This is a genomic window from Paenibacillus sp. CF384 (assembly GCF_900106745.1).
Classification (GTDB): Bacteria; Bacillota; Bacilli; order Paenibacillales; family Paenibacillaceae; genus Paenibacillus_Z.
Genome location: NZ_FNNV01000009.1, coordinates 214,704 through 240,585 on the forward strand (window position 1 = coordinate 214,704; position 25,882 = coordinate 240,585).

The following is a 25,882-nucleotide window of genomic DNA, read 5'->3' on the forward strand; positions in this document are numbered from 1 at the left end:
AATTCGGAAGCGAAATCCATTAGCGTCGTTCGACTGTGGCTATGATCGGATAATGATCCGATGGATAACGGCCATTATAGAGGTTTCTGTCAATATGAACGTTTCGTACTTGGGCATTCGGCGTCACAAAAATATAATCAATCGGTACACCTTCATCTCCCCCGCGATAGTCGTGGTAGGTGAGGCCGATTGGTTCTCCGGCAAGTGCCGTGTAGGCATTTACGAGTCCGAGCTCGTCTAAGGCTTCGATGACATCGCTGTCCGGACCGCAATTGAAGTCTCCTGTAAGAACGGCGGGGATATCGCCTGCAATTGCAGACGACTGTTTCATTCGCTCGACGATCAGCTTGACTCCATTCGTCCGAGCTTCAGCACTGACATGATCCAAGTGGGTATTGAATACGACCCATTCCGCGCCGCCTTGTTGACGCAGCTTGGTCCAGCTGCACATACGAGGGCAAGCGGTGTTCCAGCTTTCATAGCCTAGCTGTTCAGGGAATTCGGATAGTCCGAAATGACCGCTTTCTACCGGCTCCAGCACGTCATGCCGATAGAATATCGCGCAATATTCGCCTTCCAGCTGACCGATGCGGCTGACACCAAGCCAGCGATAGTCAGGCAGCTGCGCCTGTAAATCCTGCAGCATGGCTGCAGTGCCTTCTTGCGTGCCAACAACATCTGCATCCGCATGTTTAATCGCTTCGGCCACTTCTTGAATCCGGTTGGGCCAAGCATTGTCACCGTCTGATTCAACGTGCAAGCGTAGATTAAACGACATGATCTTCATGCTCGTGTTCCTCCAATCAACAGCTATGAGATGGACGATCTTAGAAACCAAAATATAACATGAAAGCGTTTCAACTAACAACTAAAATTCATATAAAGAGGAGCCCAATCAAGATGATTAGAATTGATGCCCACCAGCATTATTGGAAATTAGACCGCGGCGACTATGGCTGGCTGACACCGGCAGCAGGTCCGATATTATTCCGCGATTACGGTCCTGCGGATTTGGAGCCGGAGCTCGAGACTGCCGGCGTAACGCGTACGATCGTCGTTCAAGCGGCGGCAACCCACGAAGAAACAGCCTATATGCTGTCGCTCAGTGATCATGCGGATTCCATTGCCGGCGTAGTAGGCTGGCTGGATTTTCAAGATCCGAATTGGCGCAGCGTCTTGGACGGATTCCGAGAGCATCCGAAATTTGTAGGTATTCGCGTCATGATTCAAGATATGAGCGATCCGTTCGAGGCACTGAATCCGCAATCGCTGGAGGCGCTTCGTTATTTGGCTGAGATCAAGCTTCCGGTTGATTTGCTCATAGTCTCGCATCAATTGCCTGCGACGCTCGCGTTGCTTAAGCAAGTACCCGATCTGCATGCCGTAATCGATCATATTGGCAAACCGCAAATCCGCGAAGGCATACTCGAGCCTTGGGCCTCGCAAATGAGCGAGATCGCCGCGCAATATCCGGGCATATACTGCAAGCTGTCGGGAATGATTACTGAAGCGGCACATGATGACTGGAAACCGGAGCAATTCACGAGCTATGTGAGTCATATCGTTGAAGTTTTCGGTACGGAGCGAATCATGTTCGGCAGCGACTGGCCGGTTTGTCTGCTTGCCGGAAGCTATCAGGATGTATGCGATGTGCTGGATGAAGCACTTCCAACGAAGCTTAGCGACGACCAGCGCGAGGCGTTATACGGCGGTAACGCGGCAGCCTTCTATAAACTGTCTTTATAGAACATGTAAACCTTGGGGGAGCTTACTCTTAAAGCTCATCAGCCCAAGGTTTTTTTTGTTTTCTCATTCCCGAGGCGGTTGACAGTAACTGTCCTTTTCCGTATAGTCGAAATGGACTATACGAGATCGATGCGTTACTTAAGGGAGTCAATGAAGGATGGCCAAACGAAAAGTAAGTAACATGCTGGCTCTAGCCGTCTTATCGCTGCTTAATGAACGACCGATGCATCCGTATGAAATCGCCGCCACGATGAAGCAACGAGGAATTCCGGATGTGATTAAGCTCAATAACGGCTCGCTCTATTCCGTAGTGGATTCGCTTCTCAAGCAGGCATGGATCGTGCCGCTGGAAACCCAGCGGGAAGGGAAGCATCCTGAACGGACGATTTATGCGCCGACAGATGCGGGCGTCGCAGAGTTTCACGATTGGATCCGAGAGCTGATTTATGCACCTGTGAAGGAGTATCCTCAATTACCGGTGGCATTATCGTTTATCGGCCATATTTCACCGAAGGAAACGGCCGCGCTCTTGGAGCAGCGAATAACCTTCGTGCAGAAAGATATCGTGCAGCGCCGCGCCGGGAATGATTTTGCGGTTTCACAAGGACTTGCACGGATATTCATTATTGAGCAGGAGTTTATCGTCAATCAGTTGGAATCTGAGCTTGCTTGGCTGCGATCGTTTATCCGTGAAATCAAGGATGGCAGCTTGACGAAGCTTACGGATGGGGAGCAGGTGTGGATCGATACGACACCTAGGGATGACGAAGACTCAGATGCATGACAGCTGAAACGTCAGGACAGAACAAAGATGTACACAATGGAGGGGAACATCTAACAATGATGGCCAAAAGAAGTAATGTAGGTATTGTTGTCGCTGGTTTGCTGCTTGGCATTCTGATGGCATCCATGGACAACACCATCGTAGCTACGGCGATGGGCACGATCGTTCATGACCTCGGCGGCATGGACAAATTTGTATGGGTCACATCCGCTTATATGGTTGCGGAAATGGCAGGCATGCCGATCTTCGGCAAACTGTCCGATATGTATGGGCGCAAAAGGTTTTTTATCTTCGGGATATTAACCTTTATGCTCGGTTCTATTCTTTGCGGTACCGCGCATTCGATTATCGAGCTTAGTATTTACCGTGCCATTCAAGGTATTGGCGGCGGCGCGCTGGTGCCAATTGCTTTTACCATCATGTTCGACGCCGTGCCGCTTGAGAGCCGCGGTAAGCTGGGCGGACTATTCGGTGCCGTATTCGGTATGTCGAGTATTTTTGGACCGCTTCTGGGTGCGTATATTACGGACTATATCGCATGGGAATGGATATTCTACATCAACCTGCCGCTTGGACTGATTGCTTTCCTTATGATTGCTATCTTCTATAAAGAATCGGTTGAACATGCCAAGCAGCGGATCGACTGGGGCGGCGCATTCACGCTTGTTGGGGCAATCGTGTGCCTCATGTTCGCGCTTGAGCTGGGCGGCAAGAAGTATGCATGGGATTCTTCCATGATTCTTGGTTTGTTTGCCGGCTTCGCTGTATTGGTCATTGCTTTCATCATGATTGAACGCAAAGTGTCGGAACCGATCATTTCGTTCAACATGTTCCGTAAACGGCTGTATTGGAGCAGTAATGCAATCGCGATGTTCAGTGGAGCTGCCTTTATTACGGCTTCCGTTTACATTCCGATCTTCATTCAAGGCGTGCTCGGTGGAAAAGCAACGAATGCCGGCATGGTCCTACTGCCGATGATGCTTGGTACGGTCGTTACGGCGACGGGCGGCGGTTTCTTGATGACGAAGATGACTTTCCGTTCCATTATGATTCCGACCCTCGGAATTCTTGTTGCAGGTAACGTACTTCTGACGACCCTTGGCGTCGATTCAACGCGGTTTATCGTGACGTTGTTTATGATATTGGTCGGTCTTGGTATCGGAGCATCGTTCTCGGTACTTAGCAACGCTGCCATCTACTCCTTCTCGCCAAGGGAACGCGGTGCGGCGAGTGCAACGCTTAACTTCCTCCGCTCGCTTGGGATGACCATCGGGATTACCGTATTCGGTATCGTCCAAAGCCATGTGATGACGAATAAATTGAAGGACTCCTTCGCCGGAGCGGGAGGCGACGGAGCTGCAATGCCTGCAGGTCTTGATCTCAGCGACCCGCGTGCCATTCTGACACCGGAGACGAGGGAGCAGATCCCAACTGATGTGCTGGATAAGATCGTAGCTGCATTGTCATCATCGATCACCTACACCTTCATGTGGGCGATCATTCCATCCGTGCTTGCCCTTGCATTCGCATTCTTCATGGGACGGCAAAAGCTCGACGCTATGGCGGAGAGCAGTGAATACGGCTCGTCCTCGCATTAATGAACACAGAGCTGCCTCCAAACGCGCAACTTGCGACGTTTGAGGCAGCTTTTTTCTATAAACGCTAACAAATGCGCTGCCCACTGCCTGCCGCCGCCAACAGCCAACAGCCAACAGCCAACATCCAGTAGCCAACCGTCCTCTGCCCGTCGACCTCGATCCCTGACCGCCGCCCCCCCACCCCCAACCCCCAACCCCCAACCCCCAACCCCCAACCCCCAACCCCCAACCCCCGACAATCCTCCTCTAGGCTCCCTTGTAAACTCCTTGTCTCCCCTACCTTTCGCCAGGCACGCCGCCAACTTCGCCCACTTGTAGAGGAGTTACTTAAGAATTGTTGCATAAAAGACAACATTTCCCCTACTAATCGTTCATACGCAACTTATTGTTGCAGGAAATGCAACAATTCCAATCAGATTGGCCGCCAAATGGCGAATACGGGAGAAAATGTTGCAGAATAGGCAGCAATTTCGCAATGAGCCCTCTTTTTCTGGATAAATGTTGCATAAAAAGCAACAATCAGCTGATCAGAGCTGAAGTGGCTGCCACATTTGGGTTGATTACGGGTAGGGGGTTGAGTTGATTATAGGTAGGGGGTTGGGTTGATTATAGGTAGGGGGTTGGGTTGATTATAGGTAGGAGGTGGGTTGATTATAGGTAGGGTGGTGGGTTGATTATGAGTAGATGGTTGGGTTGATTATGGACAGGGGCTGAGGTGGTTATTAGGTTGGGGACGGTTAGAAAGGGACTTGAGGCAGCGTATGGCTAAGCGTGTGCTCAAGGTTAGGGGGCAAGTGGATTCTTCGTATTATCTCCTCATAGGATTAAGATACTCTCTTCTTGTTCATATTGAATAACAAAGGGAGGCTAATTAAGATATGAAAGGCAATAGAGTAGCAACCGCGCTGATGACCTTCATCCTCATTGCGGCGATTGCAGGACAGAGCGCGCAAGCTGAGCCGGCTTCGACTTCAACCACGGAAGGCAAGCAAGTCGTCTATATTGATGAACGCGACTACGAAGGTGAGCTCTTACAATGCGTGAAGCTTATTAATAGAAATATCAATTATATGAACGAAGAGGATAATGCCGCCAACAGAGCGATTCTGACATCCGGCTATAAAACCAGAGTCAGTGAGTTCACGCCTGGATTTCGTGTAGTTGAAGCTAAATTACGCAACATGGGCAAAAATCACAGTGGTGAATATGTGGCATATGTGGATGTGGACAGTAAATTAGAGAAGAAGCCGATGATTACGACGATTATGTATGTCTTGAAGCAAGAAAACAACAAATGGTTGATCGATCAAACCGATTAAACCGATCCATCCAATTAATCAATGTAGATTCCCCCTATTCGACGAAATTCGACTTCACCGACTGACAGTATAATCGCCCTCCTTCTGGTAAATTTAGGGCCAAAGGAGGAGGGAGAGATATGCCCGACAATGCAGTGCCGCCGCAAACAAACCCCACAATAAGCGGACACAATCCGCTGCCTAGCTCACCGCCCCAATGGAATTCCTTTCAAGTAACCATTCATTTAACGATTGCACTTGTGCTTGCGTTCCTCAGTGCCTGGTTTCTGCCTAAAGGGTATAATCTGTCTGCCGTCATTCTATCCGAGCTCTATATGATCTTCGCCATCGGCAAAGGCAAGCTGAACCATCCGCTCGGCATCCTCATTAATGAACGCAACCTCATGAGCCTGTCCAGGCTGCAGATTACGCTTTGGACGGTGCTCTTCACATCGACTTATTTTACCGTCCTAGTTGGGAATCTCGCACTCCATCCGGAACATCCGCTGCAGCTCAAGTTCGATTCGACTGTCCTTGCTCTGATGGGCATCAGCAGTGTGTCAGCGATCTTCAGCCCCATGATCAATGGAGCCAAGAAGAACCGTGCCATTGATGACTCCCTTAAGGTTCAACTTGTGCATAGCGCCGCAGAGGCCTATAACAAGAGCACGCAAGAAATCGAAACGAGCATGCAAGGTACGTTGTATGCGAATCCCTCTTACAAAGACGCACAGTTCAGCGATATATTCGAAGGGGAAGAAATGCAGAACCATGCGTACATCGATATAGCCAAAGTGCAGATGTTTCTGTTTACGATGATGGCATTGATGGTCTACTCTGTGACGATTTACTCCACCTTAATGACGCAAGATCTCGCATCGATTGATCGCTTCCCCGCTTTGCCGGAAGAGCTTGTGGGGTTAATCGGGATCAGCAACGGAGGTTATCTAACGAGTAAGATTATTAACTTTACAAAGTCGAGACCTATTTAAGAGAATCACATCAAGCAGACAGAGCCGTTTCTCCTACGCCGACAGGCAGGAGAGACGGTTTTTTGGCTTCAACTAGGTCTATTGGCACATCTTAACAAATCCTTCACAATACATTAACCGCTGCTTTACAATACCAGCCGCACCATTAACTGCCGCTTTACAATGGGTACTTATAATCAGAATTGTACATAAGGAAAACGACAATAAACCATTCCAGAAGGGTGATACGAGCTAAATGTCTATGAAAAAAACGCTAATGATTTCCGCGCTAGCCGCAGCACTGAGTACTTCGGCAGTGAGTGTAGTCTCCGCCGCATCCGTAACAAACGCAACGACGGTAGATCTTACAATCAATGACACTGCATTCCATGTCCGTACCATCCAAGCAAACAACACGGTGCTTTACGCACTGAGAGATTTGGGAACAGCGGCAGGCGTGCAATTCATGGTCAATGTTAAATCGGGCGTAACGGCATACTTCAATAACCACGCAATTGAGCTTCATGCAGGTTCGAACGCAGCATTGGTTGATGGAGAGGCTGTAAGTTTAGAGCAAGCTGTTCAAAGCGTAAATGGCAGCTATTATGTATCGCTTGAAGATTTCGTAAGCGCGTTTGGCGTTGATTCTTCGACAGATGCTTCCGGCATGATCGCAATTGATGCTGTAGCTAAGATCCATGCGGATGACATCCGTTGGATTGATGCAGATCGTTTGCTGGCATCCCAATTGACTGAAGAAGGCCGTATTGACTATATCGTTAACGCTCACACAGGTGCATATACACAATTGTTGGTTTCTACAACGGCTTCTGATCTGACTGTAGCGCCTAATGGTAAAGCTGCTGTTTACACAGATGGCGATGGCATCGTTAATATTATCGATCTTACTGACAAGCTCCTAAAGGCTAAAGTAGTCTCGACGGATAACTCCATCAAACCTGAGCTTGTCTGGTCGGCTGACAGCTCCGCAATCTACTTCCTGCAAGGTGACAAAGGCTCCGTAATCGCTAAGATGAACGTTGCCGATGGTTCCATTACGAAAGTATTGGATGACAAAGTCGATTACAAATCAGGACTGGCTGTTTCCGCTGACGGCAAGAAGTTCTTCTACACGGTTATCAAACCGGGTGCCGTAACTGCCGATGCTACGAAACCGGTTGATGCTGACGATGTAGCAATCGACAACACAGGTACGGAGCCGCAGCTGTACAGCTTTGATTTCTCGTCAAGTTCGAACAAACCGGTGAAGCTGACTACTACAACAGATGACAAAGTGTTCGTAGGCGCAGCAGCAGACGGCAGCAAAGCTTACTATGTAAGCGTCGAGGACAACAAGCCATCATCCCTAGTAGCAGTAGCATTGGACAAAACCGTAACGAAAGTGATCGGCGATAAAGACGTGCTTCAAGCAACTGTAGCCGGCGACAAAATCTATGCACTGGCGGATTCCGCTGACGTAACAAGCGCTTATGAAGTAAACATCGCAACAGGCGCAGTAACAACGCTTGGTAAAGTTGAAGGCAACGTAAGTGAAGTCGTAGCTGCAGCCGGAACACCAATTGCATTTGTAATCGACGATGCGGTTTATGTGAAATCGGCGAGCGGTCTGAAGAAAGTAACGAACTAATTCAATCTAAGTGTTCTAAATTGAGAGGAGAACTTCCACAGATGAAAACAAAATGGTTTAAACCTTTAAGCTTTGCCCTTATCGCACTGACAGTCGCATTCGGTTCCGTATCCGTTGCGAGCGCATCCAGCAAATTGAGCGGCCGCATCGTTGTCAATGGTTCATCGGCACTTCTGCCATTGACGCTGCAAGCAGCTAACGAGTTCAAGAAGCTTAACCCGAAAGTTAGAATCTCTGCATCGGCTGCAGGTTCCATCACAGGTCCTCAATCCGTACGTAAAGGCATTGCAGACATCGGCGCAGTAGACTGGGATGCAACGAAAGATGTACCGGGCTTCAAAGCGTTCACAGGTCAAGTCGCGAATAAAGTTGCAGTTATTCCATTCGCAGCCATCACAAACAGCAACGTTGGCATTAGCAGCTTGTCCACAGAGCAGCTGCAAGGCATCTTCTCCGGTAAAATTACGAACTGGAAAGAAGTTGGCGGCGCAGACAAGGACATTATCGTAGTAAACCGTGCATTCGGTTCCGGTACTCGCGTTAACTTCCAAATGAAGGCGCTAAACGGTACTGATTTCATGACAAAAGGCTCCAACTATAAAGAAGTGAAGTCGAGCGGCGACATGAAAACTGCCATCGAAACGACGCCAAACGCAATCGGTTATATCGACCTTGTTTATGTGACAAGCAAAATGACTGGTCTTAAAATCAACAACGTTGCTCCAACAGAAGCTAACGTAATCAACGGTACTTACAAGGTGTGGGGCTACGGCTACTACATGACAAAAGGCCAACCAACTGGCGCTACTAAAGCATTCATCGACTACGTACAAAGCAAGAAGTTCCAAACCGGATCGCTTAAGAAGCTTAAATTTATCCCGATTTCGGCCATGAAATAAGATGTAGCGGAGCCGGCTTATCGCATTAACAATTGCGAGGCCGGCTCTAACTTTGAACACTTGAAAGGAGAGCAGCGTCATGAGCATGATCGACATCCCCGTATCCAGCGATTTGGGACGTAGTCTAGAGCAATCATCGGGTCGCAAATTCAGCCGCAAAGCACGGCTTTCGTTCTATAACCGCACATTCCGGATCATCTGTATCGCAAGTGCTGTCTTCGTATGTGTCATTCTATTCTCGATTTTGTTTCTGATGGGCCGCACGGGCGTACTTACGTTCGAGACGGTTTCCGTGAAAGATTTCTTCTTCTCCACTGAGTGGGTACCTGAGAATGATCAATACGGCGCGTTTATCTTTATATTCGGTACATTCGCCTTAACCCTGCTGACAATGGTGATTTCCGTCCCGCTGTCTGTCATAATTGCAATTTTCTTATCCGAGATGACGCCGGCTTGGCTCAAGACGATGCTGCGCCCCGTACTTGATTTGCTCGTCGGGATTCCGTCGGTAGTCTATGGTTTTCTCGGAATGACTGTTCTGATTCCGATGCTCCGTACCGTAACAGGAACGAATATGGGCGATGGCATACTGGCTGCCGCTATCGTGCTCACGATCATGACGCTGCCCACGATCAGCCGGATTACGGATGATTCCATCGTAGCGGTTCCGAAGAAATTCCGGGATGCTTCTTATGCACTGGGTTCCACTAGATTTCAAACCATCGTAAGAGTCGTGCTGCCTGCTGCGAAGAGCGGTATCATGTACGCCGTTATTCTGGGTATGGCACGCGCAATCGGTGAAACGATGGCCGTTGTTATGGTTATCGGCAATACTCCCCAGCTCGCGGATGCATTGTTCAAGCCGACGGCTGTATTGACCAGTAATATCGTAATGCAAATCGCGAATGTCCCGTTTGATTCCACTTGGAACTACGCGCTATACATGATGGGCTTTATCCTGCTCATTATCTCGCTCCTCATGATCGTAATCGTTAGGCTATTCCAAGGCAGAGGAGTGAAATCATAACATGAGTACAAGCAAAGGGACGACTTCAATTCCTAATCCGTTTGCGGCACGCAGAGGTTTCAATCATCTGAGCAACCGGCTGTTTACTTTCGTTGTATGGACGATCGGGTTGTGCACGATACTGTTCATTTGTGGACTGCTGTTCATGATTTTGCAAAAAGGTCTGCCTGAACTCGACTGGGGCTTCTTATGGGGGCTGCCAAGTGAGATGGAAGAGGGCGGCGGTATCGGCCCGTTACTGTTCAACTCCTTCTATGTCCTTATTATTTCACTTATCATTTCGATCCCGCTTGGGATGGCAGCCGGTATCTACTTGGCTGAGTTCGCGCCTGCGACGAAGTTTATCGCTTTTATCCGGATTTGCGTAGAAGGACTTGCTTCCGTACCTTCGATTATTTTCGGTCTGTTCGGAATCGCGTTGTTCGTGGAAGCCTTCGATATTGGCCTGACGATCATTGGCGGTGCTGTCAGCTTAGCCTTCTTGAATCTGCCGGTGCTGACACGGGTAACGGAAGAGGCGATTCGCTCGGTACCCAAAGAGATGAAGCATGCTTCGTTCGCGCTTGGCAGCACGCATCTGCAAACGATCCTCCGCGTCATCATTCCGGTTGCATTGAACGGTATCATTACCGGGATCTGTCTGACTGCAGGCCGTGCTTTCGGTGAGAGTGCCGTGATCATCCTGACTGCGGGCGTTTCCTCTTCCGGTGAGATGTGGGATTTCAGCTTGTTCTCGCCCGGCGCTACGCTTGCGGTTCACCTCTGGTACGTACAGTCTGAAGCCATCGTCCCGGATGCACAGCTAATCGCTGAGAAAGCCGCTGCCGTACTTGTCTTCGTCGTCCTGCTCATTAATATTGTCTTCCGTGTTCCGCTGTGGCTGAATGCGCGCAGAACCCGTTAATTTCGCAAGCTTGCCTCACTGAAAGGAGAGATATGTATGACTATTGCTGCATTGGAACGGCTGACAACTGAAGAACTGCTTACGAACATGCCGACTGCAGAAGCTCAGGTTACCACTTCAGATCATGCATTATTGACAGCTTTCATTAGGGAAGCAGCAATCGTGAACGTATCTCACACTTGCCAGGATGTCATTACGAAGTTCGCGTTAACGCCGGATCATGAATGTGTCGTGGTTTGCGATGATAGGGAGCGGCCGATTGGACTTGTGATGCGAAACAAACTCACCATCATCCAGACGCATCGATTCGGCAGGGAGCTCTACTACGGCCGTTCGATCGCGAAGCTAATGGATCGTCAGCCGCTCATCGTGCATCAAGGCGTTTCCATCCAGGAGCTTCTTGATCGTGCATTAGGTCGCGAAGAGAAAACATTGTACGACTGCGTGCTGGTAACGGAGAATGATCGTTTCATCGGTATGCTGACGATGGCGGATTTGCTGAAGATGTCCCGTCTACTCCAGCAGCGAAGTGTGAAGGCACAAGTAAACATGATCCACGGCGCGGAAGTGATGATCGAAGAAATCGACCGTTCTATCGTTCATGTGCAGGAAGCATCACAGCTAGGCGAGTCGATGTCGAGAGAGATGCTGGATTTGACGCTCAAAGGCAAGAACGAGCTCGATAAAGTGTCGAAGGCCTTTCATAATCTGACGAATCGTACGGATGTGCAGGAAAGTCAAATCAGTGATTTGCAAGATCGCGCCGGATCGATCGATAAGGTGTCGAAGCTGATTCGCGGCCTAGCGGATCAATGTAATTTACTTGCGGTTAATGCAGCGATCGAAGCGGCTCGCGCCGGTGAGCATGGCAGAGGATTTGCGGTTGTGGCCGATGAGGTTCGGAAGCTGGCTACGCTGACGAAGGAATCCGCAGAGGATATTAATCGGCTGATTGGTTCCATTATGGAAGCGGTCAAGGAAACGGTTCATTTGGTTAGCCTCGGCAAGACGGAAGCAGATACGAGTCAAGTATACATAAAAGAAGCGGCGGACGTATTCCAACAGCTGTTCCATGCAGCTGCCGGCAGCAGCAACAGCTCAAGTGAGATCGGCAAGCTGTCGAACCAAGCCTACCTGCAATCGCAGCGTGTAACGGAGCAAATGAAGCAATTGATTCAAGATCTGGAAGTGAAAGAGTAAATTTTAATACTGCGTTTACAAAACGAACATATTAGATAAACAAATTCACGCTATCCTAGTTCAAGGTAAGCCTGAATCGGACGGTTAACCAGTCCACCCAATACGGAGGAATAGGCCATGCAATCAACAGCTTCCCAGACTTTGATCGATATTCATAAACTTAATTTACATTATGGACAATTCCACGCTTTGAAGGACGTATCGATGGATATTCCGGAGAAAGCGATCACCGCTTTCATAGGCCCGTCGGGCTGCGGCAAATCGACGCTCCTGCGTACGCTTAACCGGATGAATGACATGATTCCAGGCACAAGGATCGAAGGCAAAATCACAATCGGCGGTGCGGACATCTATTCGAAAGAAGTGGATGTCGAGACACTGCGCAAGAAAGTCGGCATGGTATTCCAACAGCCGAATCCATTCCCGAAATCCATTTATGATAACGTAGCGTACGGCCCGCGCTTGCATGGCATTCGCAGCAAACAAAAGTTGGATGAAATCGTGGAATCCAGCCTTCGCTCCGCTGTATTGTGGGACGAAGTAAAGGATTACCTGAAGCGTTCCGCGCTTAGCCTATCCGGTGGACAACAGCAGCGACTGTGCATTGCGCGTGCAATTGCCGTCAACCCTGATATCCTGCTTATGGACGAAGCGACTTCCGCACTTGATCCGATCTCGACATTGAAGATCGAAGAACTGGCACAAGAGCTGAAAGATAAATATACAATCGTCATGGTTACACACAACATGCATCAAGCGGCTCGTGTTTCCAACCAGACGGTATTCTTCCTGAATGGCGAGGTAGTCGAGTTCTCCGAGACAGAGAAGCTGTTCTCGAATCCACGCGATCAACGCACGGAAGATTACATCAGCGGCCGTTTCGGCTAATTCCTAAACCACAGAGGGAGAGCATTTAAGCGATGATGACGAAGCGCAAAGAATTTGATCATGGACTCGAGGAATTGAACGAGCTGATCGTAGAAATGGGTCAACGGGTAGAAGCGGTTATTGCAAAGGCGATGGACGCGCTGGAAACGATCGATGTGCCTGCCGCCAAACAAATCATTCAAGATGACAAGTCGATCAACAAAATCGAAGAGAAAATTTCAGAATTAGGCGCGATGCTAATTGCCACGCAGCAGCCGGTTGCTAAGGATTTAAGACGTATCCTGGTCGCTTTCCGAATTGCCTCCGATCTTGAACGGATGGCCGATCTGGCCGTAGACGTAGCCAAAGTCGTGCTGAGACTGGAAGGGCAAGTATTGATCAAACCATTAATCGATCTGCCGCGAATGACGCAGATCGTACAAATGATGACCTATGAAGCGATCCAATCGTTCGTACAAGAGAATGTCAACATGGCTTACAAAATGGCCAAAGACGACGACCTGGTCGATGCGCTCTATTCCCAAATCATCCGCGAGCTGTTCTCGCTCATGATGGAAAATCCGAAGACGATTTCCCAGGCTAACCTGCTTAGCTTCGTAGGACGTTACATTGAACGTTTTGCGGATCATGCAACGAACATCGGGGAATCGGTTGTATATCTGGTAACAGGTTCAAGACCGGATCTGAATTCATAATTCTTAGCAGCTCAAGCCGCACTAATATCCTCTATAGCATGCCCATAAAGCAGCCGATTCGAAGCGCATCTTTACTTCGAATCGGCTGCTTTTTGCAGCTTAGGAAGCTCTTTAAGCAAAGCGACCATGCGCTGCTGCTGTGATGGATTCCAATAATCGGAACGCCAAGCCGCCATGAGCTTCCAAGCTTGCGGTTGACCGGGCAGCGGTAGTCGAAGCATATCTCCGGGCAATTGAATTGCCGCAAGGCTGGGGAGGAAGGCCAGCAGAGAACCGGCTCGAACCGCGTTCAAGGCTAAGTCGATGCGATCCGTAGTCAGTGGACTGCTGAGCTTGAGTTGTTCATTGGCGGACCAGTTATTCACCGCGTCTTCAATGGAGGGATCCGCAAGTTTGACATAAGCTTGACCATGAAGCGGATAAGTGGACGTGCTGCTGTCGCGCGCATTAAGTAAAGGATGTGCCTTTGTCGTATATAGCAATAGACGATCTTCAAGCAGCAGCTCCGATTGACAGCCTTGCAGCCCCCGTTCATAGCGCGGTGAATCTCCGTACACAATAAGATCAAGCTTGCCTGCATGAAGCTGATCGAATAAACGGTCGGTTTCGCCGGTGACCAGGTTGATTTGTAAAGTGGAAGCTTCCGCAGCAAGCCGATACCAATTCCCGCTGAATAAGACAGAGGAAGCGGCATCCGTACAGCCGATCATATAGTGATGTTTCCCATCTTGTCGGTACGATGCGAACCGATCCTGTGCCTCGCGATAAAGGCGGTCAATGCCTTCGGCATACTGATACAATAGTTTGCCTGATTCCGTGAGCATGACCTTCCCTGTCTTCATCTCGAAGAGCGGCGTTCCCCATTCTTCCTCGAGCTTCTTCATATGAAAGCTGACGGTTGGCTGCTTAATTCCGAGCTCATCGGCAACGGCGGTCACCTTACGGAGACGCTCAATCAATACCAAAATCTGCAATCTTAATATATTCATAATATTTGCGCTCCAATAACGAGTTGTTATTTAATTATTCTATAGTAACCGTTTATTTTATACAATTCATCTATGTAGTTTTTGCATTCCGTTAACACTTCGAAAATATCACATTAATACGGGACATCTATACTAAGTCTTGTAAAACAAATAACCGCGCAGGAGCGGAAGGAGAAAAGAACTGAAATGAAAAAGGCATTACTAATTGTTGTAGCACTGATGTTGACAATCGGTTTGGCGGCTTGCGGCTCGAAGAACGAGGGTAGCACGAACTCCAACTCACAAAATAGCGGTACGAATAACGCAGGCGCAGGTGAAGCACTAAGCGGTTCCATTCTTGCAACGGGATCATCGGCACTTCAACCACTGGTTGAACAAGTATCCAAGAAGTTCATGGAAGACGCGAAATACGCCGGCGTTACGGTTCAAGTTCAAGGCGGCGGCAGCGGTACAGGGCTGACTCAAGTATCCGGCGGTCAAGCAACAATCGGTAACTCCGATATCTTCGCTGAAGAGAAGTTCACGGATGCTGACGCAGACAAAGCCAAAGAATTGGTGGACCATCAAGTAGCGGTCGTAGCTATGGCAACTGTAATCAATAAAGACATCGCAGTGGACAACCTGACTAAACAACAGCTGGTTGACATCTTTACTGGTAAAGTGAAGAACTGGAAAGAAGTCGGCGGCGCAGATGAGAAAATCACAATCGTTAACCGTCCGGGCAGCTCAGGCACACGTAAAACATTCGAGAAATACGCGCTTGGCACGAAATCCGAAGATGTACAAGGCTCCATCCAAGAAGATTCTTCAGGTACAGTTAAGAAGCTTGTTGCTGAAACACCGGGCGCTATCGGTTACCTGGCACTGTCCTACATCGATGACACTGTAAAAACTGTGAAATATGAAGGCGTAGAAGCAACAGAAGCAAACATCGTTTCCGGCACTTATCCGGTATGGGCTTATGAGCACATGTACACCAAAGGCGAGCCGGATGCAGCAACGAAAGCATTCCTTGATTACATGACTAGCGATGAAGTTCAAAACGGTGACGTTGTAGAGCTTGGTTACATTCCAATGAATAAAATGCAAGTGAAACGCGATGTTGACGGCAATATCACGAAATAAGCAATCCTAAACAAATAGCACAGTCATTAGAGGTGGATACACTCCGCCTCTACTTGCCTGTCATGAGAATGTCAGTTGAAGGAGAGAAGATTCATGGAGCAGCCCGCTCGTACAAATAAGAAACGGATTCAAACGGGGAAGACAACTAGAACATTCGTGAAACCGCATGTCATGGAGGAATGGGTAGGTAAAGTTTATACAGCGCTTTGTATTCTAGTCCTCGTCATCACGATCGCTGCTATTGTCTATTTCGTTTCTTCCCGTGGTTTGACTACGTTTATTATGGATGGCGTTAGCCTCGGCGGGCTGCTTAGCGGCTTGAAATGGGATCCGGAAGGTGATATTCCGCTTTATGGCGCACTGCCATTCATCTTCGGATCGTTTAGTACTTCGCTTCTTGCGGCTTTGATCGCAGCGCCTCTTGGCATCTGCGCAGCCGTGTTTATGACGCAAATCATGCCTGGTATCGGTAAAAAAGTGCTGCAGCCGGTTATTGAGCTGCTCGCTGGTATTCCATCGGTTGTTTTCGGATTTGTTGGTCTTAGTATTGTTGTACCTGCGCTCCGGGCTTTATTCCCGGGCCAAGGGATTGGAATTGCAGCGGGATCCATCGTGCTCTCGCTCATGATTTTGCCAACGGTAACAACGATTGCTACGGATGCACTGGCTGCATTGCCTCGCGGTTTGAAGGAAGCTTCCTTTGCGCTGGGTGCTACTCGCTGGCAGACGATTTACCGGACTGTTCTTCCTACTACGTTGCCGGCGCTCTTAACGGGGGTTGTTCTCGGGATGTCCCGTGCCTTCGGTGAAGCATTGGCTGTACAGATGGTCATCGGTAACTCGCCGCATATCCCGCATTCGTTGTTTGAATCAGCATCGACGCTGACGAGTGTCATTACACTCGATATGGGTAACACGGTTATGGGCTCTACGCACAACAATGCGTTGTGGTCGCTCGCCCTTATCCTGCTTAGCATGACTTTTGTATTTGTATTCATAGTCCGCTTCTTGGAAAGGAGAAACCAACGATGAACGCCAAAACCGCAGATCGTATCGCCACAGGTGTTATTGTCGCCGTAGCCTCACTTATCGTTCTTATTTTGGCTGGATTGCTCGGTTATATCCTCTTCCGCGGGGTAGGACATATCAGTTTTCATTTCTTGACCTCCGCTCCACAGACCATTAAGGCCGGAGGCGGCATAGGACCGCAGCTCTTCAATTCCTTGTTCTTGCTTGTATTGACACTGATCATTACGATTCCGCTCGGACTTGGCGCCGGGATTTATATGAGTGAATATGCGAAACCGGGTCGTCTAACAGACTCCATCCGTTTGGTTGTCGAAGTGCTCTCGTCTTTCCCATCCATCGTTGTTGGTTTGTTTGGACTTCTAGTTATCGTTAACTTGTTCGGCTTTGGGTTCTCCCTATTCTCCGGCGCACTGGCGCTGACGGTGTTCAACCTGCCGCTAATGGTACGGATTACAGAGCAATCGCTCAGCGGCGTACCGCGTGAGCAGAAGGAAGCCAGCTTGGCGCTGGGGTTGTCGCGCTGGAAGACGATCACATCCGTTATGCTTCCGATCGCTATGCCCACGATTGTAACAGGCACGATTCTTGCTTCGGGCCGTGTATTCGGTGAAGCGGCTGCGCTGCTCTTCACAGCCGGCATGAGCTCGCCGCGCCTGGATTTCACCAATTGGAATCCGCTGAGCCCATTCTCGCCGCTGAATCCGTTCCGTCCGGCTGAGACGCTTGCGGTGCATATTTGGAAAATTAACAGTGAAGGCTTGGCTCCGGATGCAGCAGAGATTGCTGCCGGTGCATCTGCTGTCTTGCTCATAATGGTTCTATTGTTCAACTTCTCCGCCAGATGGTTTGGCAGATACTTGCATCGTAGATTTACAGCAACCAAATAGGGAAGGGTGACGAACATGCAAACAGAAGGATTGGTAGCCAAAGACCTTCGTGTATTCTACGGAGAGAAGGAAGCAATCAAGGGCGTATCGCTCGCATTCGCCCCGCGTGAAGTAACGGCACTAATCGGACCTTCAGGCTGCGGTAAATCCACATTTCTGCGCAGCTTGAACCGAATGAATGATACAATTGATGGTGTACGTACGTCCGGAGAGATCTGGATGGACGGCGAGAACGTGAATGAAGCCGGTGTCGATGTGGTTCTACTGCGCCAAAAAATCGGTATGGTTTGGCAGCGTCCGAACCCGTTTCATAAGTCCATTTATGAGAATATCGCATTCGGACCGCGTTACCATGGGGTGCGGAACAAGAAGCAGCTGGACGAAATCGTTGAGGATTGCCTGCGTAAAGCGGCTCTGTGGGATGAAACCAAAGATCGACTTCACAATTCAGCGCTTGCACTTTCAGGCGGCCAACAGCAGCGTCTATGTATCGCTCGTTCGATTGCCGTTAAACCGAAAGTCATCTTGATGGATGAGCCTGCATCCGCACTCGATCCGGTATCGACTGCGAAGGTAGAGGAATTGATTTCGGAGCTGAAGCAGGATTTCAGCATCGTCATCGTGACTCACAATATGCATCAAGCAGCAAGGGTGTCGGATAAGACCGCGTTCTTCTATATGGGCAAAGTCGTGGAGTATGATCAAACGGACAAAATCTTCACGAATCCTTCCGAGAAAGCTACCGATGATTACATATCGGGACGTTTCGGGTAATCCATCACAGGAGGCGACGAAGATGATCAAGCGTAAAGAGCTGGACGAGGGATTGGAGCTTCTGAGACAGAAGCTCATCGAGATGGGGAACCGCGTCGAATTGGGACTGGCCAGCGCGATGAAGGCGCTAGAGGAAGTGGATGTCGATGCGGCACGTACCATTATTGCGGAAGACATTAAGCTGAATCAGCTGGAAGAGAGCATTGACGAGATCGGCGCTCGTATGATTGCGACGCAGCAACCGGTGGCGAAGGATTTGAGGCGCGTGCTGATCGCCTTCAAGATGGCTGCTGATCTGGAGCGAATGGGCGATCTTACCGTCGATATCGCGAAGGTCGTCGTACGTCTTGAAGGACAGACGCTCATGAAGCCGCTCGTTGATCTGCCCCGCATGGCTGAAATTGCCGGTCAGATGATCAGCGAATCGATCCAATCTTATGTACAGGAAAATGTAAATCTCGCTTGCAAGATGGCAAAGGACGACGATCAAGTGGATGCGCTGTTTGCGGAAGTGATCCGTGATTTGTTCGCCGTCATGATTGAGAATCCGAAGACCATCTCACAAGGCAGCTTGATCAGCTTCGTCGGCCGCTATATTGAGCGGATCGCCGACCATGCCACGAATATCGGCGAAAGCGTTGTCTTTCTCGTGACGGGCAAACGTCCGGATTTGAATATGTAATACGTTGGAAAACCGGTGCTGCGCATATTGCGAGGCACCGGTTTTTTTACGTGCAGTTAACAATAGGACAATACTTCCATCACACTTTATTCCTACAATGGTACATAAGGGATAGTCAAAAAGACTCACGCCTAAGAGGGATTCATATGAACGAAATCAGCTATGGATTATTAGACAAAACAATGCTGCATCGTTTACAGGAGAATTGGCATCAAGGTGGCATTGGTGTGATTGCCTTGCAGCTGCTTCAGGGTACTCCTGTCTCGGTTGTCGAGGTTTTGGATGAATGGGTGATGGAACAAGAAGGGCTTATTTGGCACAGCACGATGGGAGACGACCGGTTCTATTTCTTAGCTTGCGGCCTGGGGGCATCCAAGGAGCTGGAGTTAAGGCTTCAAGTCGGGATCGATGAGTTGAAGATGAAATTTTGCAAAGCCTTCGAGGCAAACCGGATCGCGAATGTGAAAGAGCTGGATGGGAAACCGGATTTTGCAGTAGGACATGCTGTTTCTTATCCTTCAGCGGTGAACGGCCGCTCGATTGAAGCTAGTATGTATGAAGCCATTAAGGAAGCCTACGGGATGGTGGTCCGTTTCAGGTCGGGGGAGCGGGATGAGCAGCAGGAACAGGAGCAACAGGAGCAACAGCAAACGCAGCAACAGCAGGAAACTTACTTTAGCAATGTCCCATCTTATGTGACGATCGGGTCATTAGCGAAGACAGTGCCGATATTTGCGCCGGGTTCGCTCGTTTCCGACCTTTCTCGGATGTTCGAATCCAATCCCCATATTCAAGGTGCGGTTGTTGTGCAAGAAGGCCGGCCGATCGGGCTTGTGATGAAAGAAAATATGAATCAGCTGCTGGCAGGGCAATTTGGTCTGCCGCTCTATTGGAATCGGGCGATTGCCCGAATTATGGACAAGGAAGCGCTTGTCGTGGATGCAGAGCTGCCTGTGGAGCAAGTTGTCCAACTTGCCATGGCAAGGGATATCTCCCGTCTCTATCATCTTGTTCTTATTACGCGCGGCGACAAATTTGTCGGGGCAGCATCGGTGCGCTCGATTCTGGAGTGCATGACACAGCTGCGAACCGAGGAAGCGCGGACTGCGAACCCGCTTACGGGACTGCCGGGCAATGCGTCTATTCAGCGCGAAATGCAAAGGCGGATCGATGCAGGCAGACCGTTCACGATTATTTATGCGGATTTGGATTATTTCAAATGGTTTAACGATTGCTTCGGGTTCAGCCAAGGGGATGCGCTGATTCGGTTTCTCGCGTCCGTCCTTCAGGAGGTCGCACAGGTTGGCGGGAAACGGGATGATTTTATCGGACATATCGGCGGGGATGATTTCATCATGCTGACGGATCGATTGGAATCGGAGAAGCTGTGTCGTCTGCTGCTTGCAAGGTTCGATAGCGGCGTTAGATCTTATTATGGGTCTGCTCATGTACCGAGCGTTGTTGACCGGAGCGGTGTGGCCGTGCAGCAAGAGGGCGTCACGTTATCGTTGTCGCTGCTCAGCTGGAATGGGACCATGCCATTAACGACAGCCATTATTTCACAAGCGGCAGCGCGGGTAAAGAAGCAGGCGAAAGGGATTCGCGGCAGTGCCTATGTTGCCAGCGATGTATTCGGAGAGCAGCTGGGAGAGGGAATGACGTGACATTAACTAGAGAAACCAATCAGATGGGCATTATATATTTTGCTTGGCAGGGCAAAGCGATCGAGCAGGAAGACGTAAAGGTAAAACTGGATGCAAAGTGGCGGCGTTTCGCTGAACAAGTCATGACGGAGCAAGATTCGGTCAGTACAACCGGACTTTCGAAGCTATGGCTGCGCGATGATCTGTTCGTATGCCTTTCTCTCCCTCCTACGCGGTGCGGTTCACCGGAAGAGGAATTGCTAACGATAGGCAGCAGATTGAAGCTCGACTGGGAAGAGAGGTTTATGGCCGCTGAGTTCGGCGGTGCGATTCCGGAGCTAAAGCTCCATGCAGGTGTTTCCTTCTTGAACGGCGGCATCGTGTCAGAGGAGGAGCGGCTGTACGATGGCATTAAACGCGCGATTATCCATGGACAGCCTACCGGCGCGACGGAGCGCAGCTTGAAGCGCAGAGCACTGGAACAAATTCTCATGGAGCGGCTCATACATCCGGTCTATCAGCCGATTATCTCGCTGCAATGCGGAACCGAGGCTGCCTACGGATATGAGGCGCTTTCTCGCTTACCCGATAAACGCTGGTTTGACGGACCGCTGCAGCTGTTTGATTTTGCCTCCGAGGAGGGGCTGACTTACTCCCTGGACCTGCTGGCTCGGGAGCGTGCGATCGAAGGAAGTGCAGGATTGACTGCCGGGCAGAAGCTATTCATCAATATTACCGCTAAGATCATGAATGACCCATCCTTCACAACAGGGCGCACCATGCTGCTGCTGGAGAAGTATGGGCTGTCTCCGCATCATGTCGTGTTCGAAATTACGGAGCGCAGCTCCATTGAGGATTTTGGTGCGGCGAAGAAGATTCTGCAGCATTACCGTACGCAAGGTTACCAGATTGCCATTGACGACGCGGGGGCAGGTTACTCGTCGCTGCAGTCCATCGTAGAGCTGGAGCCGGATTATATCAAAATCGATCGCTCCCTCATTCATGGCATCCATCAGGACGGCATGAAGGCCCATTTGGTCCAAACGTTTACGGAGCTGGCTGCCAAAATGGGCATCTCGCTGGTTGCGGAAGGGATCGAGGAAGAGAGCGAGCTTCAATATATCAAGTCCATTGGCGTTCACTACGCCCAAGGGTACCTGCTTGGCAGACCGCAGCCTTCTATTGCTTAATCTAATGATGGAATGGGGGATAATCGCGTCAACTCAGCAATCTGCCTGGGAAAGTGTGTTCGCTTTATGCTATGATAAGCACTAGGAATAATAAGGTGAGGTGTGCTTGTCGGATGGATAAATGGGTATTGATTGATGGGAACAGTATCATTTATAGAGCATTCTTCGCGATGCCGCCGCTTACGAATTCGTCGGGGCTGCATACGAATGCGGTGTACGGTTTTACAACCATGCTGCTCAAGCTGCTGGAGGAAGAGAAACCGACGCATATGCTGGTTGCCTTCGATGCGGGCAAGATCACGTTCCGTCATGAAGGCTATGCGGAATACAAGGGCGGCCGGGAGAAAACGCCGTCCGAACTGTCGGAGCAATTCCCTGTGCTCAAAGAGCTACTGCGCTCATTTGGAATCGCGCAATACGAGCTGCCGGGGTACGAGGCCGATGACATTATCGGGACACTCAGCCGATTGGCGGATGAGGGCGGCATTGAAACGGTCGTCGTGTCCGGAGACAAGGATATGCTGCAGCTGGCTTCCGATCATGTCACGATTGCGCTCACGCGCAAAGGGGTTACGGATGTGGAGCGCTACGATCCGGCCGGCATCCAAGAACGGTACGGCTTAACGCCGCTGCAAATTATCGACCTGAAAGGTCTGATGGGCGATACATCCGATAATATCCCGGGCATTCCGGGCGTCGGAGAGAAGACAGCGCTGAAGCTGCTGCACGAATTCGGCAGCGTGGAAGGCGTGCTTGCCAATACGGGCGAGATTAAAGGCAAGATGAAGGAAAAGGTTGAAGAGCATCAAGAAAGTGCCCTCATGAGCAAGAAGCTCGCTACGATCTACCGCGAAGTGCCGCTTGAGAACAAAGGGGACGAGCTGGTATACAGCGGCTATGACGAAGTCACGCTTGGCGATATGTTCCGCAAGCTGGAGTTCAAGTCGCTGATTGAGCGACTGCAGCTTCCGGAAGCGGGAGGTACGGTTGGACTCGCAGAAGCTAACTATGAGGTTGTCACTGCGAGTGAGCTGACAGCCGGAGCGTTGTCGGAGATACTCGCGACATCGGAAAGCTTCTATATTGAAGCGATTGGCGACAATCCGCACCAAGCGCGATTCATCGGACTGGCTGTGGCGAGCGGCGAACGCGTCGTGGTCGTCACTTATGACGAGCTAATGGATGCGAAAATATCCGCTCCCGTGCGTCAATGGCTCCAGGATGAGCAAGCGCCTAAGAAAGGCTACGATCTGCACAAGGCAGAGCTTGTCCTGTCATGGCTTGGCATTGAACTGCGCGGGACAACCTTCGACGCGCTGCTTGCGGCGTATCTGCTGGATCCAACCGAATCGAGCCAAACATTGGCTGCGCTCATTCAGCGACACAAACTTGCGGCCATTCAAACGGATGAATCCGTGTATGGCAAAGGCGCGAAGTTCCAAGTGCCTGCTTCGGAAGTCCTCGCCGGCCATCTGGCTGCCAAAGCGGATGCCGTCCGCAGACTCGTTCCGATGCTGACCGAAGAGCTGGAAACCGGTCACATGAGCAAGCTGTGTTATGAACTGGAGCAGCCGCTGGCTGTTGTTCTCGCAGGCATGGAGAAACAAGGCATTAAGGTAAACGCCTCGGTGCTTGAGGATCTCGGCGCAGAGCTGGAGAAGAACATTTCTCAATACATGAGCGATATCTATATGCATGCCGGCATGGAGTTCAATATTAACTCGCCGAAGCAGCTGGGAGAGGTGCTCTTCGAGAAGCTGGGCCTTCCCGCATGGAAGAAAACGAAAACCGGTTATTCGACCGATGCGGAAGTACTGGAGAAACTCGAGCCGTACCACGAAATCGTGAAGCTCATTCTGCTTTACCGCCAGCTGGCGAAGCTGCAGTCTACTTATGTAGAAGGTCTGCTGAAGGAGATTCGCCGCGATACGGGCAAGGTGCATACCTTCTATCGTCAGACGATCGCCGCAACCGGACGCCTATCGAGCCAATTCCCGAACCTGCAGAACATTCCGATTCGCTTAGAGGAAGGGCGCCGCATTCGCAAAGCGTTCGTCCCTTCTGAGCCAGGTTGGACGATTCTCGCAGCCGACTATTCACAGATCGAACTCCGTGTTCTGGCGCATATTTCCGGCGATGAGAAGATGAAGACTGCGTTTATCGAGGATACCGATATTCATACCAAGACGGCGATGGACGTCTTCGGCGTCACTGCGGATCAAGTCGATGCGAATATGCGCCGTCAAGCCAAAGCGGTTAACTTCGGGATCGTGTACGGCATCAGCGACTTCGGTCTGTCGAACAACCTGAACATCGCGCGCAAGGATGCAGCGAAGTTTATCGAGCAATATTTTGAAGTATTCCACGGGGTTCGGGCTTACATGGACAATATCGTGGCCCAAGCCCGCGCAGATGGCTTCGTGACGACGCTGCTTGAGCGCCGCCGCTATTTGCCGGAAATCAAAGCATCGAATTTCAACCTTCGTTCGTTCGCCGAACGGACAGCGATGAACACGCCGATTCAAGGAACTGCGGCGGATATCATCAAGCTGGCGATGGTGAACATGGACAAGGAGCTTCGCGATCGCGGACTCCGCAGCCGCATGCTGCTGCAGGTACACGATGAGCTCGTCTTCGAAGTCCCGGCTGAAGAGCTGGAGCTGATGAAGACACTTGTACCGGAGGTTATGGAAGGCGCACTGAAGCTGGATGTGCCGCTTAAAGCAGACGTCAGCTTCGGGGATAACTGGTATGAAGCGAAGTAGGAATATACAACAATAGCATTGAAATCGAGAAAGCTTTAGTACGCTCCCTGCACATTGCTGGTGGGGCGTTCTAGAGCTTTTTCTTCATCTACATGGCAGTCATACTCACTATAAGCAGTTTTCGGTGCGAGGCTTGTAGGGAAGAAGGCTTTTGGCTAGGAGATTTGGCCTTGCTGAGGTATAATGAGGTCTGAACCATGGCTTGGGAGGGAACACGTAATGCCGGAACTACCGGAGGTTGAAACCGTTCGGCGAACGCTGAACGAGTTAATTAAGGGGAAACGGATCGAGCGGGTTACCGTGTCGCTTCCGCGTATTATACAACGACCACATGAGCCGGAGATTTTCGCTGCTGCTCTTGCCGGTCATACCATCGAATCCGTGGAACGCCGAGGCAAGTTTCTGCGGATACTGCTGGATGGGCTAGTGCTCGTTTCACATCTTCGCATGGAAGGCCGTTATGGCGTTTACGAAGCAGATGAACCCGTGGAACTTCACACGCATGTTCGTTTTCATTTCGAAGACGGCACGGAGCTGCGCTATAAAGACGTACGCCAATTCGGCACGATGCATCTGTTTGCACCGGGTGAAGATTTAACGCTTCCCCCGCTGAACAAGCTGGGGATTGAACCGCTCAACGAAGCGTTCACATTGCAAGCCTTCAAGAAGGAAGTGGCTCATCGAACGACCAAGATCAAGCCGCTTCTGCTGAATCAGGAATATATCGTTGGACTCGGCAATATTTATGTGGACGAGGCGCTCTTCACGGCTGGCATCCACCCCGAACGGACAGCAGATTCCATCAAGCCCGCAGAGTGGACGAAGCTTCATGAAGCGATTCGAGCGACACTGTCGCGAGCAGTCGATGCAGGCGGATCGTCGATTAAGTCTTATGTGAACGGCCAAGGCGAGATGGGGATGTTCCAGCATGAGCTGCTCATCTATGGCCGCAAGAACGAGCCTTGCCGCAAATGCGGTGCAAGCATAGATAAGACCGTCGTTGGCGGCAGAGGCACGCATATCTGCCTCAAATGCCAACCGCTTCCGAAGAAGCGGGGCAGTAACGCAGCCAAGCCGGCGTCTAAATAAGGAACGACTCCGGGCAGCGTGCATATGATGTACCATTCATGTTTTCTAGGC

The 25,882-nt window shown here is 50.3% G+C and carries 22 protein-coding genes and 2 pseudogenes; 22 read left to right on the forward strand and 2 right to left on the reverse strand.

Translation table 11 applies throughout. The features are described 5' to 3' along the window. Positions 1-19: 19 nt before the first annotated feature. Positions 20-787, reverse strand: a complete 768-nt coding sequence (locus BLW29_RS16635) for an endonuclease/exonuclease/phosphatase family protein (protein ID WP_090981560.1) — start codon at positions 785-787, stop codon at positions 20-22. 113 nt (positions 788-900) lie between these two features. On the opposite strand from BLW29_RS16635, the gene BLW29_RS16640 reads away from it, so the two are divergent. The 13 genes and pseudogenes from BLW29_RS16640 to phoU (BLW29_RS16700) all read left to right on the forward strand — a co-directional run bounded on the left by BLW29_RS16640 (position 901) and on the right by phoU (BLW29_RS16700) (position 13,658). Further along, positions 901-1,746, forward strand: coding sequence for an amidohydrolase family protein (locus BLW29_RS16640; protein WP_090981563.1), 846 nt, complete (start codon positions 901-903; stop codon positions 1,744-1,746). A gap of 157 nt (positions 1,747-1,903) precedes the next feature. Beyond that, a complete protein-coding gene (locus BLW29_RS16645; protein WP_090981565.1) occupies positions 1,904-2,530 on the forward strand; it encodes a PadR family transcriptional regulator in 627 nt (208 codons plus the stop codon). Between the two features lie 56 nt (positions 2,531-2,586). Then, on the forward strand, positions 2,587-4,128 hold the full coding sequence (locus BLW29_RS16650) for an MDR family MFS transporter (RefSeq protein ID WP_177186677.1): 1,542 nt from the start codon (positions 2,587-2,589) through the stop codon (positions 4,126-4,128). Between the two features lie 878 nt (positions 4,129-5,006). After that, a complete protein-coding gene (locus tag BLW29_RS16660) occupies positions 5,007-5,447 on the forward strand; it encodes a YqhG/Tai3 family protein (RefSeq protein WP_090981570.1) in 441 nt (146 codons plus the stop codon). A 119-nt stretch (positions 5,448-5,566) separates the two neighbouring features. Then, positions 5,567-6,418: a hypothetical protein gene (locus BLW29_RS16665; RefSeq protein ID WP_090981572.1), complete on the forward strand. Its 852-nt coding sequence runs from the start codon at positions 5,567-5,569 to the stop codon at positions 6,416-6,418. Positions 6,419-6,653: 235 nt separating this feature from the next. After that, positions 6,654-8,045, forward strand: coding sequence for a stalk domain-containing protein (locus BLW29_RS16670; RefSeq protein ID WP_090981574.1), 1,392 nt, complete (start codon positions 6,654-6,656; stop codon positions 8,043-8,045). A 41-nt stretch (positions 8,046-8,086) separates the two neighbouring features. Continuing rightward, positions 8,087-8,944: a phosphate ABC transporter substrate-binding protein gene (locus tag BLW29_RS16675; RefSeq protein ID WP_090981576.1), complete on the forward strand. Its 858-nt coding sequence runs from the start codon at positions 8,087-8,089 to the stop codon at positions 8,942-8,944. 85 nt (positions 8,945-9,029) lie between these two features. Beyond that, on the forward strand, positions 9,030-9,971 hold the full coding sequence (gene pstC, locus BLW29_RS16680) for a phosphate ABC transporter permease subunit PstC (RefSeq protein ID WP_090981652.1): 942 nt from the start codon (positions 9,030-9,032) through the stop codon (positions 9,969-9,971). 1 nt (position 9,972) lies between these two features. Next, positions 9,973-10,875 (forward strand): phosphate ABC transporter permease PstA, encoded by a 903-nt coding sequence (gene pstA, locus BLW29_RS16685; protein ID WP_090981578.1) that lies wholly within the window; start codon positions 9,973-9,975, stop codon positions 10,873-10,875. 348 nt (positions 10,876-11,223) lie between these two features. Continuing rightward, positions 11,224-11,367, forward strand: a pseudogene (locus BLW29_RS32130) (chemotaxis protein); the annotation flags it as partial. 300 nt (positions 11,368-11,667) lie between these two features. Continuing rightward, positions 11,668-12,075, forward strand: a pseudogene (locus BLW29_RS32135) (methyl-accepting chemotaxis protein); the annotation flags it as partial. Positions 12,076-12,192: 117 nt separating this feature from the next. Then, positions 12,193-12,963, forward strand: coding sequence for a phosphate ABC transporter ATP-binding protein PstB (pstB, locus tag BLW29_RS16695; RefSeq protein WP_090981581.1), 771 nt, complete (start codon positions 12,193-12,195; stop codon positions 12,961-12,963). A 35-nt stretch (positions 12,964-12,998) separates the two neighbouring features. Beyond that, positions 12,999-13,658, forward strand: coding sequence for a phosphate signaling complex protein PhoU (gene phoU, locus BLW29_RS16700; RefSeq protein WP_090981654.1), 660 nt, complete (start codon positions 12,999-13,001; stop codon positions 13,656-13,658). 71 nt (positions 13,659-13,729) lie between these two features. On the opposite strand, the gene BLW29_RS16705 is transcribed toward phoU (BLW29_RS16700), so the two are convergent. Next, the gene (locus BLW29_RS16705; protein ID WP_090981582.1) at positions 13,730-14,647 is read right to left on the reverse strand and encodes a LysR family transcriptional regulator; all 918 of its coding nucleotides are present in this window, start codon (positions 14,645-14,647) and stop codon (positions 13,730-13,732) included. Between the two features lie 186 nt (positions 14,648-14,833). On the opposite strand from BLW29_RS16705, the gene BLW29_RS16710 reads away from it, so the two are divergent. From BLW29_RS16710 to mutM, 9 genes are all read left to right on the forward strand, one after another. After that, positions 14,834-15,772 carry a phosphate ABC transporter substrate-binding protein gene (locus BLW29_RS16710; RefSeq protein ID WP_090981585.1) on the forward strand — a complete coding sequence of 313 codons (939 nt, stop codon included), beginning with the start codon at positions 14,834-14,836 and terminating at the stop codon, positions 15,770-15,772. Positions 15,773-15,943: 171 nt separating this feature from the next. Next, a complete protein-coding gene (gene pstC / locus BLW29_RS16715) occupies positions 15,944-16,804 on the forward strand; it encodes a phosphate ABC transporter permease subunit PstC (RefSeq protein WP_256208684.1) in 861 nt (286 codons plus the stop codon). Then, the gene (gene pstA / locus BLW29_RS16720) at positions 16,801-17,688 is read left to right on the forward strand and encodes a phosphate ABC transporter permease PstA (RefSeq protein WP_090981588.1); all 888 of its coding nucleotides are present in this window, start codon (positions 16,801-16,803) and stop codon (positions 17,686-17,688) included. Before pstC (BLW29_RS16715) ends, pstA (BLW29_RS16720) begins: the two co-directional genes overlap by 4 nt. Positions 17,689-17,703: 15 nt before the next feature. Then, positions 17,704-18,462, forward strand: coding sequence for a phosphate ABC transporter ATP-binding protein PstB (pstB, locus tag BLW29_RS16725; RefSeq protein WP_090981590.1), 759 nt, complete (start codon positions 17,704-17,706; stop codon positions 18,460-18,462). 22 nt (positions 18,463-18,484) lie between these two features. Beyond that, positions 18,485-19,144, forward strand: a complete 660-nt coding sequence (gene phoU, locus BLW29_RS16730; RefSeq protein ID WP_090981592.1) for a phosphate signaling complex protein PhoU — start codon at positions 18,485-18,487, stop codon at positions 19,142-19,144. A gap of 146 nt (positions 19,145-19,290) precedes the next feature. Then, entirely contained in the window at positions 19,291-20,808 is a 1,518-nt protein-coding gene (locus BLW29_RS16735; RefSeq protein ID WP_090981594.1) for a GGDEF domain-containing protein, read from the forward strand. Next, positions 20,805-21,977 (forward strand): EAL domain-containing protein, encoded by a 1,173-nt coding sequence (locus tag BLW29_RS16740; protein WP_143044420.1) that lies wholly within the window; start codon positions 20,805-20,807, stop codon positions 21,975-21,977. The genes BLW29_RS16735 and BLW29_RS16740 overlap by 4 nt, the downstream gene beginning before the upstream one ends. A 113-nt stretch (positions 21,978-22,090) precedes the next feature. Further along, positions 22,091-24,742 carry a DNA polymerase I gene (gene polA / locus BLW29_RS16745; protein ID WP_090981598.1) on the forward strand — a complete coding sequence of 884 codons (2,652 nt, stop codon included), beginning with the start codon at positions 22,091-22,093 and terminating at the stop codon, positions 24,740-24,742. 219 nt (positions 24,743-24,961) lie between these two features. Next, on the forward strand, positions 24,962-25,831 hold the full coding sequence (mutM, locus tag BLW29_RS16750) for a DNA-formamidopyrimidine glycosylase (protein ID WP_090981601.1): 870 nt from the start codon (positions 24,962-24,964) through the stop codon (positions 25,829-25,831). Positions 25,832-25,882: the final 51 nt, after the last annotated feature.

What these genes read in the sequence shown, in the direction of transcription:
- BLW29_RS16635 (WP_090981560.1), bottom strand. Translation starts at nt 787, where the DNA reads ATGAAGATCATGTCGTTTAATCTACGCTTGCACGTTGAATCAGACGGT.
- BLW29_RS16640 (WP_090981563.1), top strand. Translation starts at nt 901, where the DNA reads ATGATTAGAATTGATGCCCACCAGCATTATTGGAAATTAGACCGCGGC.
- BLW29_RS16645 (WP_090981565.1), top strand. Translation starts at nt 1,904, where the DNA reads ATGGCCAAACGAAAAGTAAGTAACATGCTGGCTCTAGCCGTCTTATCG.
- BLW29_RS16650 (WP_177186677.1), top strand. Translation starts at nt 2,587, where the DNA reads ATGATGGCCAAAAGAAGTAATGTAGGTATTGTTGTCGCTGGTTTGCTG.
- BLW29_RS16660 (WP_090981570.1), top strand. Translation starts at nt 5,007, where the DNA reads ATGAAAGGCAATAGAGTAGCAACCGCGCTGATGACCTTCATCCTCATT.
- BLW29_RS16665 (WP_090981572.1), top strand. Translation starts at nt 5,567, where the DNA reads ATGCCCGACAATGCAGTGCCGCCGCAAACAAACCCCACAATAAGCGGA.
- BLW29_RS16670 (WP_090981574.1), top strand. Translation starts at nt 6,654, where the DNA reads ATGTCTATGAAAAAAACGCTAATGATTTCCGCGCTAGCCGCAGCACTG.
- BLW29_RS16675 (WP_090981576.1), top strand. Translation starts at nt 8,087, where the DNA reads ATGAAAACAAAATGGTTTAAACCTTTAAGCTTTGCCCTTATCGCACTG.
- pstC (WP_090981652.1), top strand. Translation starts at nt 9,030, where the DNA reads ATGATCGACATCCCCGTATCCAGCGATTTGGGACGTAGTCTAGAGCAA.
- pstA (WP_090981578.1), top strand. Translation starts at nt 9,973, where the DNA reads ATGAGTACAAGCAAAGGGACGACTTCAATTCCTAATCCGTTTGCGGCA.
- pstB (WP_090981581.1), top strand. Translation starts at nt 12,193, where the DNA reads ATGCAATCAACAGCTTCCCAGACTTTGATCGATATTCATAAACTTAAT.
- phoU (WP_090981654.1), top strand. Translation starts at nt 12,999, where the DNA reads ATGACGAAGCGCAAAGAATTTGATCATGGACTCGAGGAATTGAACGAG.
- BLW29_RS16705 (WP_090981582.1), bottom strand. Translation starts at nt 14,647, where the DNA reads ATGAATATATTAAGATTGCAGATTTTGGTATTGATTGAGCGTCTCCGT.
- BLW29_RS16710 (WP_090981585.1), top strand. Translation starts at nt 14,834, where the DNA reads ATGAAAAAGGCATTACTAATTGTTGTAGCACTGATGTTGACAATCGGT.
- pstC (WP_256208684.1), top strand. Translation starts at nt 15,944, where the DNA reads ATGGAGGAATGGGTAGGTAAAGTTTATACAGCGCTTTGTATTCTAGTC.
- pstA (WP_090981588.1), top strand. Translation starts at nt 16,801, where the DNA reads ATGAACGCCAAAACCGCAGATCGTATCGCCACAGGTGTTATTGTCGCC.
- pstB (WP_090981590.1), top strand. Translation starts at nt 17,704, where the DNA reads ATGCAAACAGAAGGATTGGTAGCCAAAGACCTTCGTGTATTCTACGGA.
- phoU (WP_090981592.1), top strand. Translation starts at nt 18,485, where the DNA reads ATGATCAAGCGTAAAGAGCTGGACGAGGGATTGGAGCTTCTGAGACAG.
- BLW29_RS16735 (WP_090981594.1), top strand. Translation starts at nt 19,291, where the DNA reads ATGAACGAAATCAGCTATGGATTATTAGACAAAACAATGCTGCATCGT.
- polA (WP_090981598.1), top strand. Translation starts at nt 22,091, where the DNA reads ATGGATAAATGGGTATTGATTGATGGGAACAGTATCATTTATAGAGCA.
- mutM (WP_090981601.1), top strand. Translation starts at nt 24,962, where the DNA reads ATGCCGGAACTACCGGAGGTTGAAACCGTTCGGCGAACGCTGAACGAG.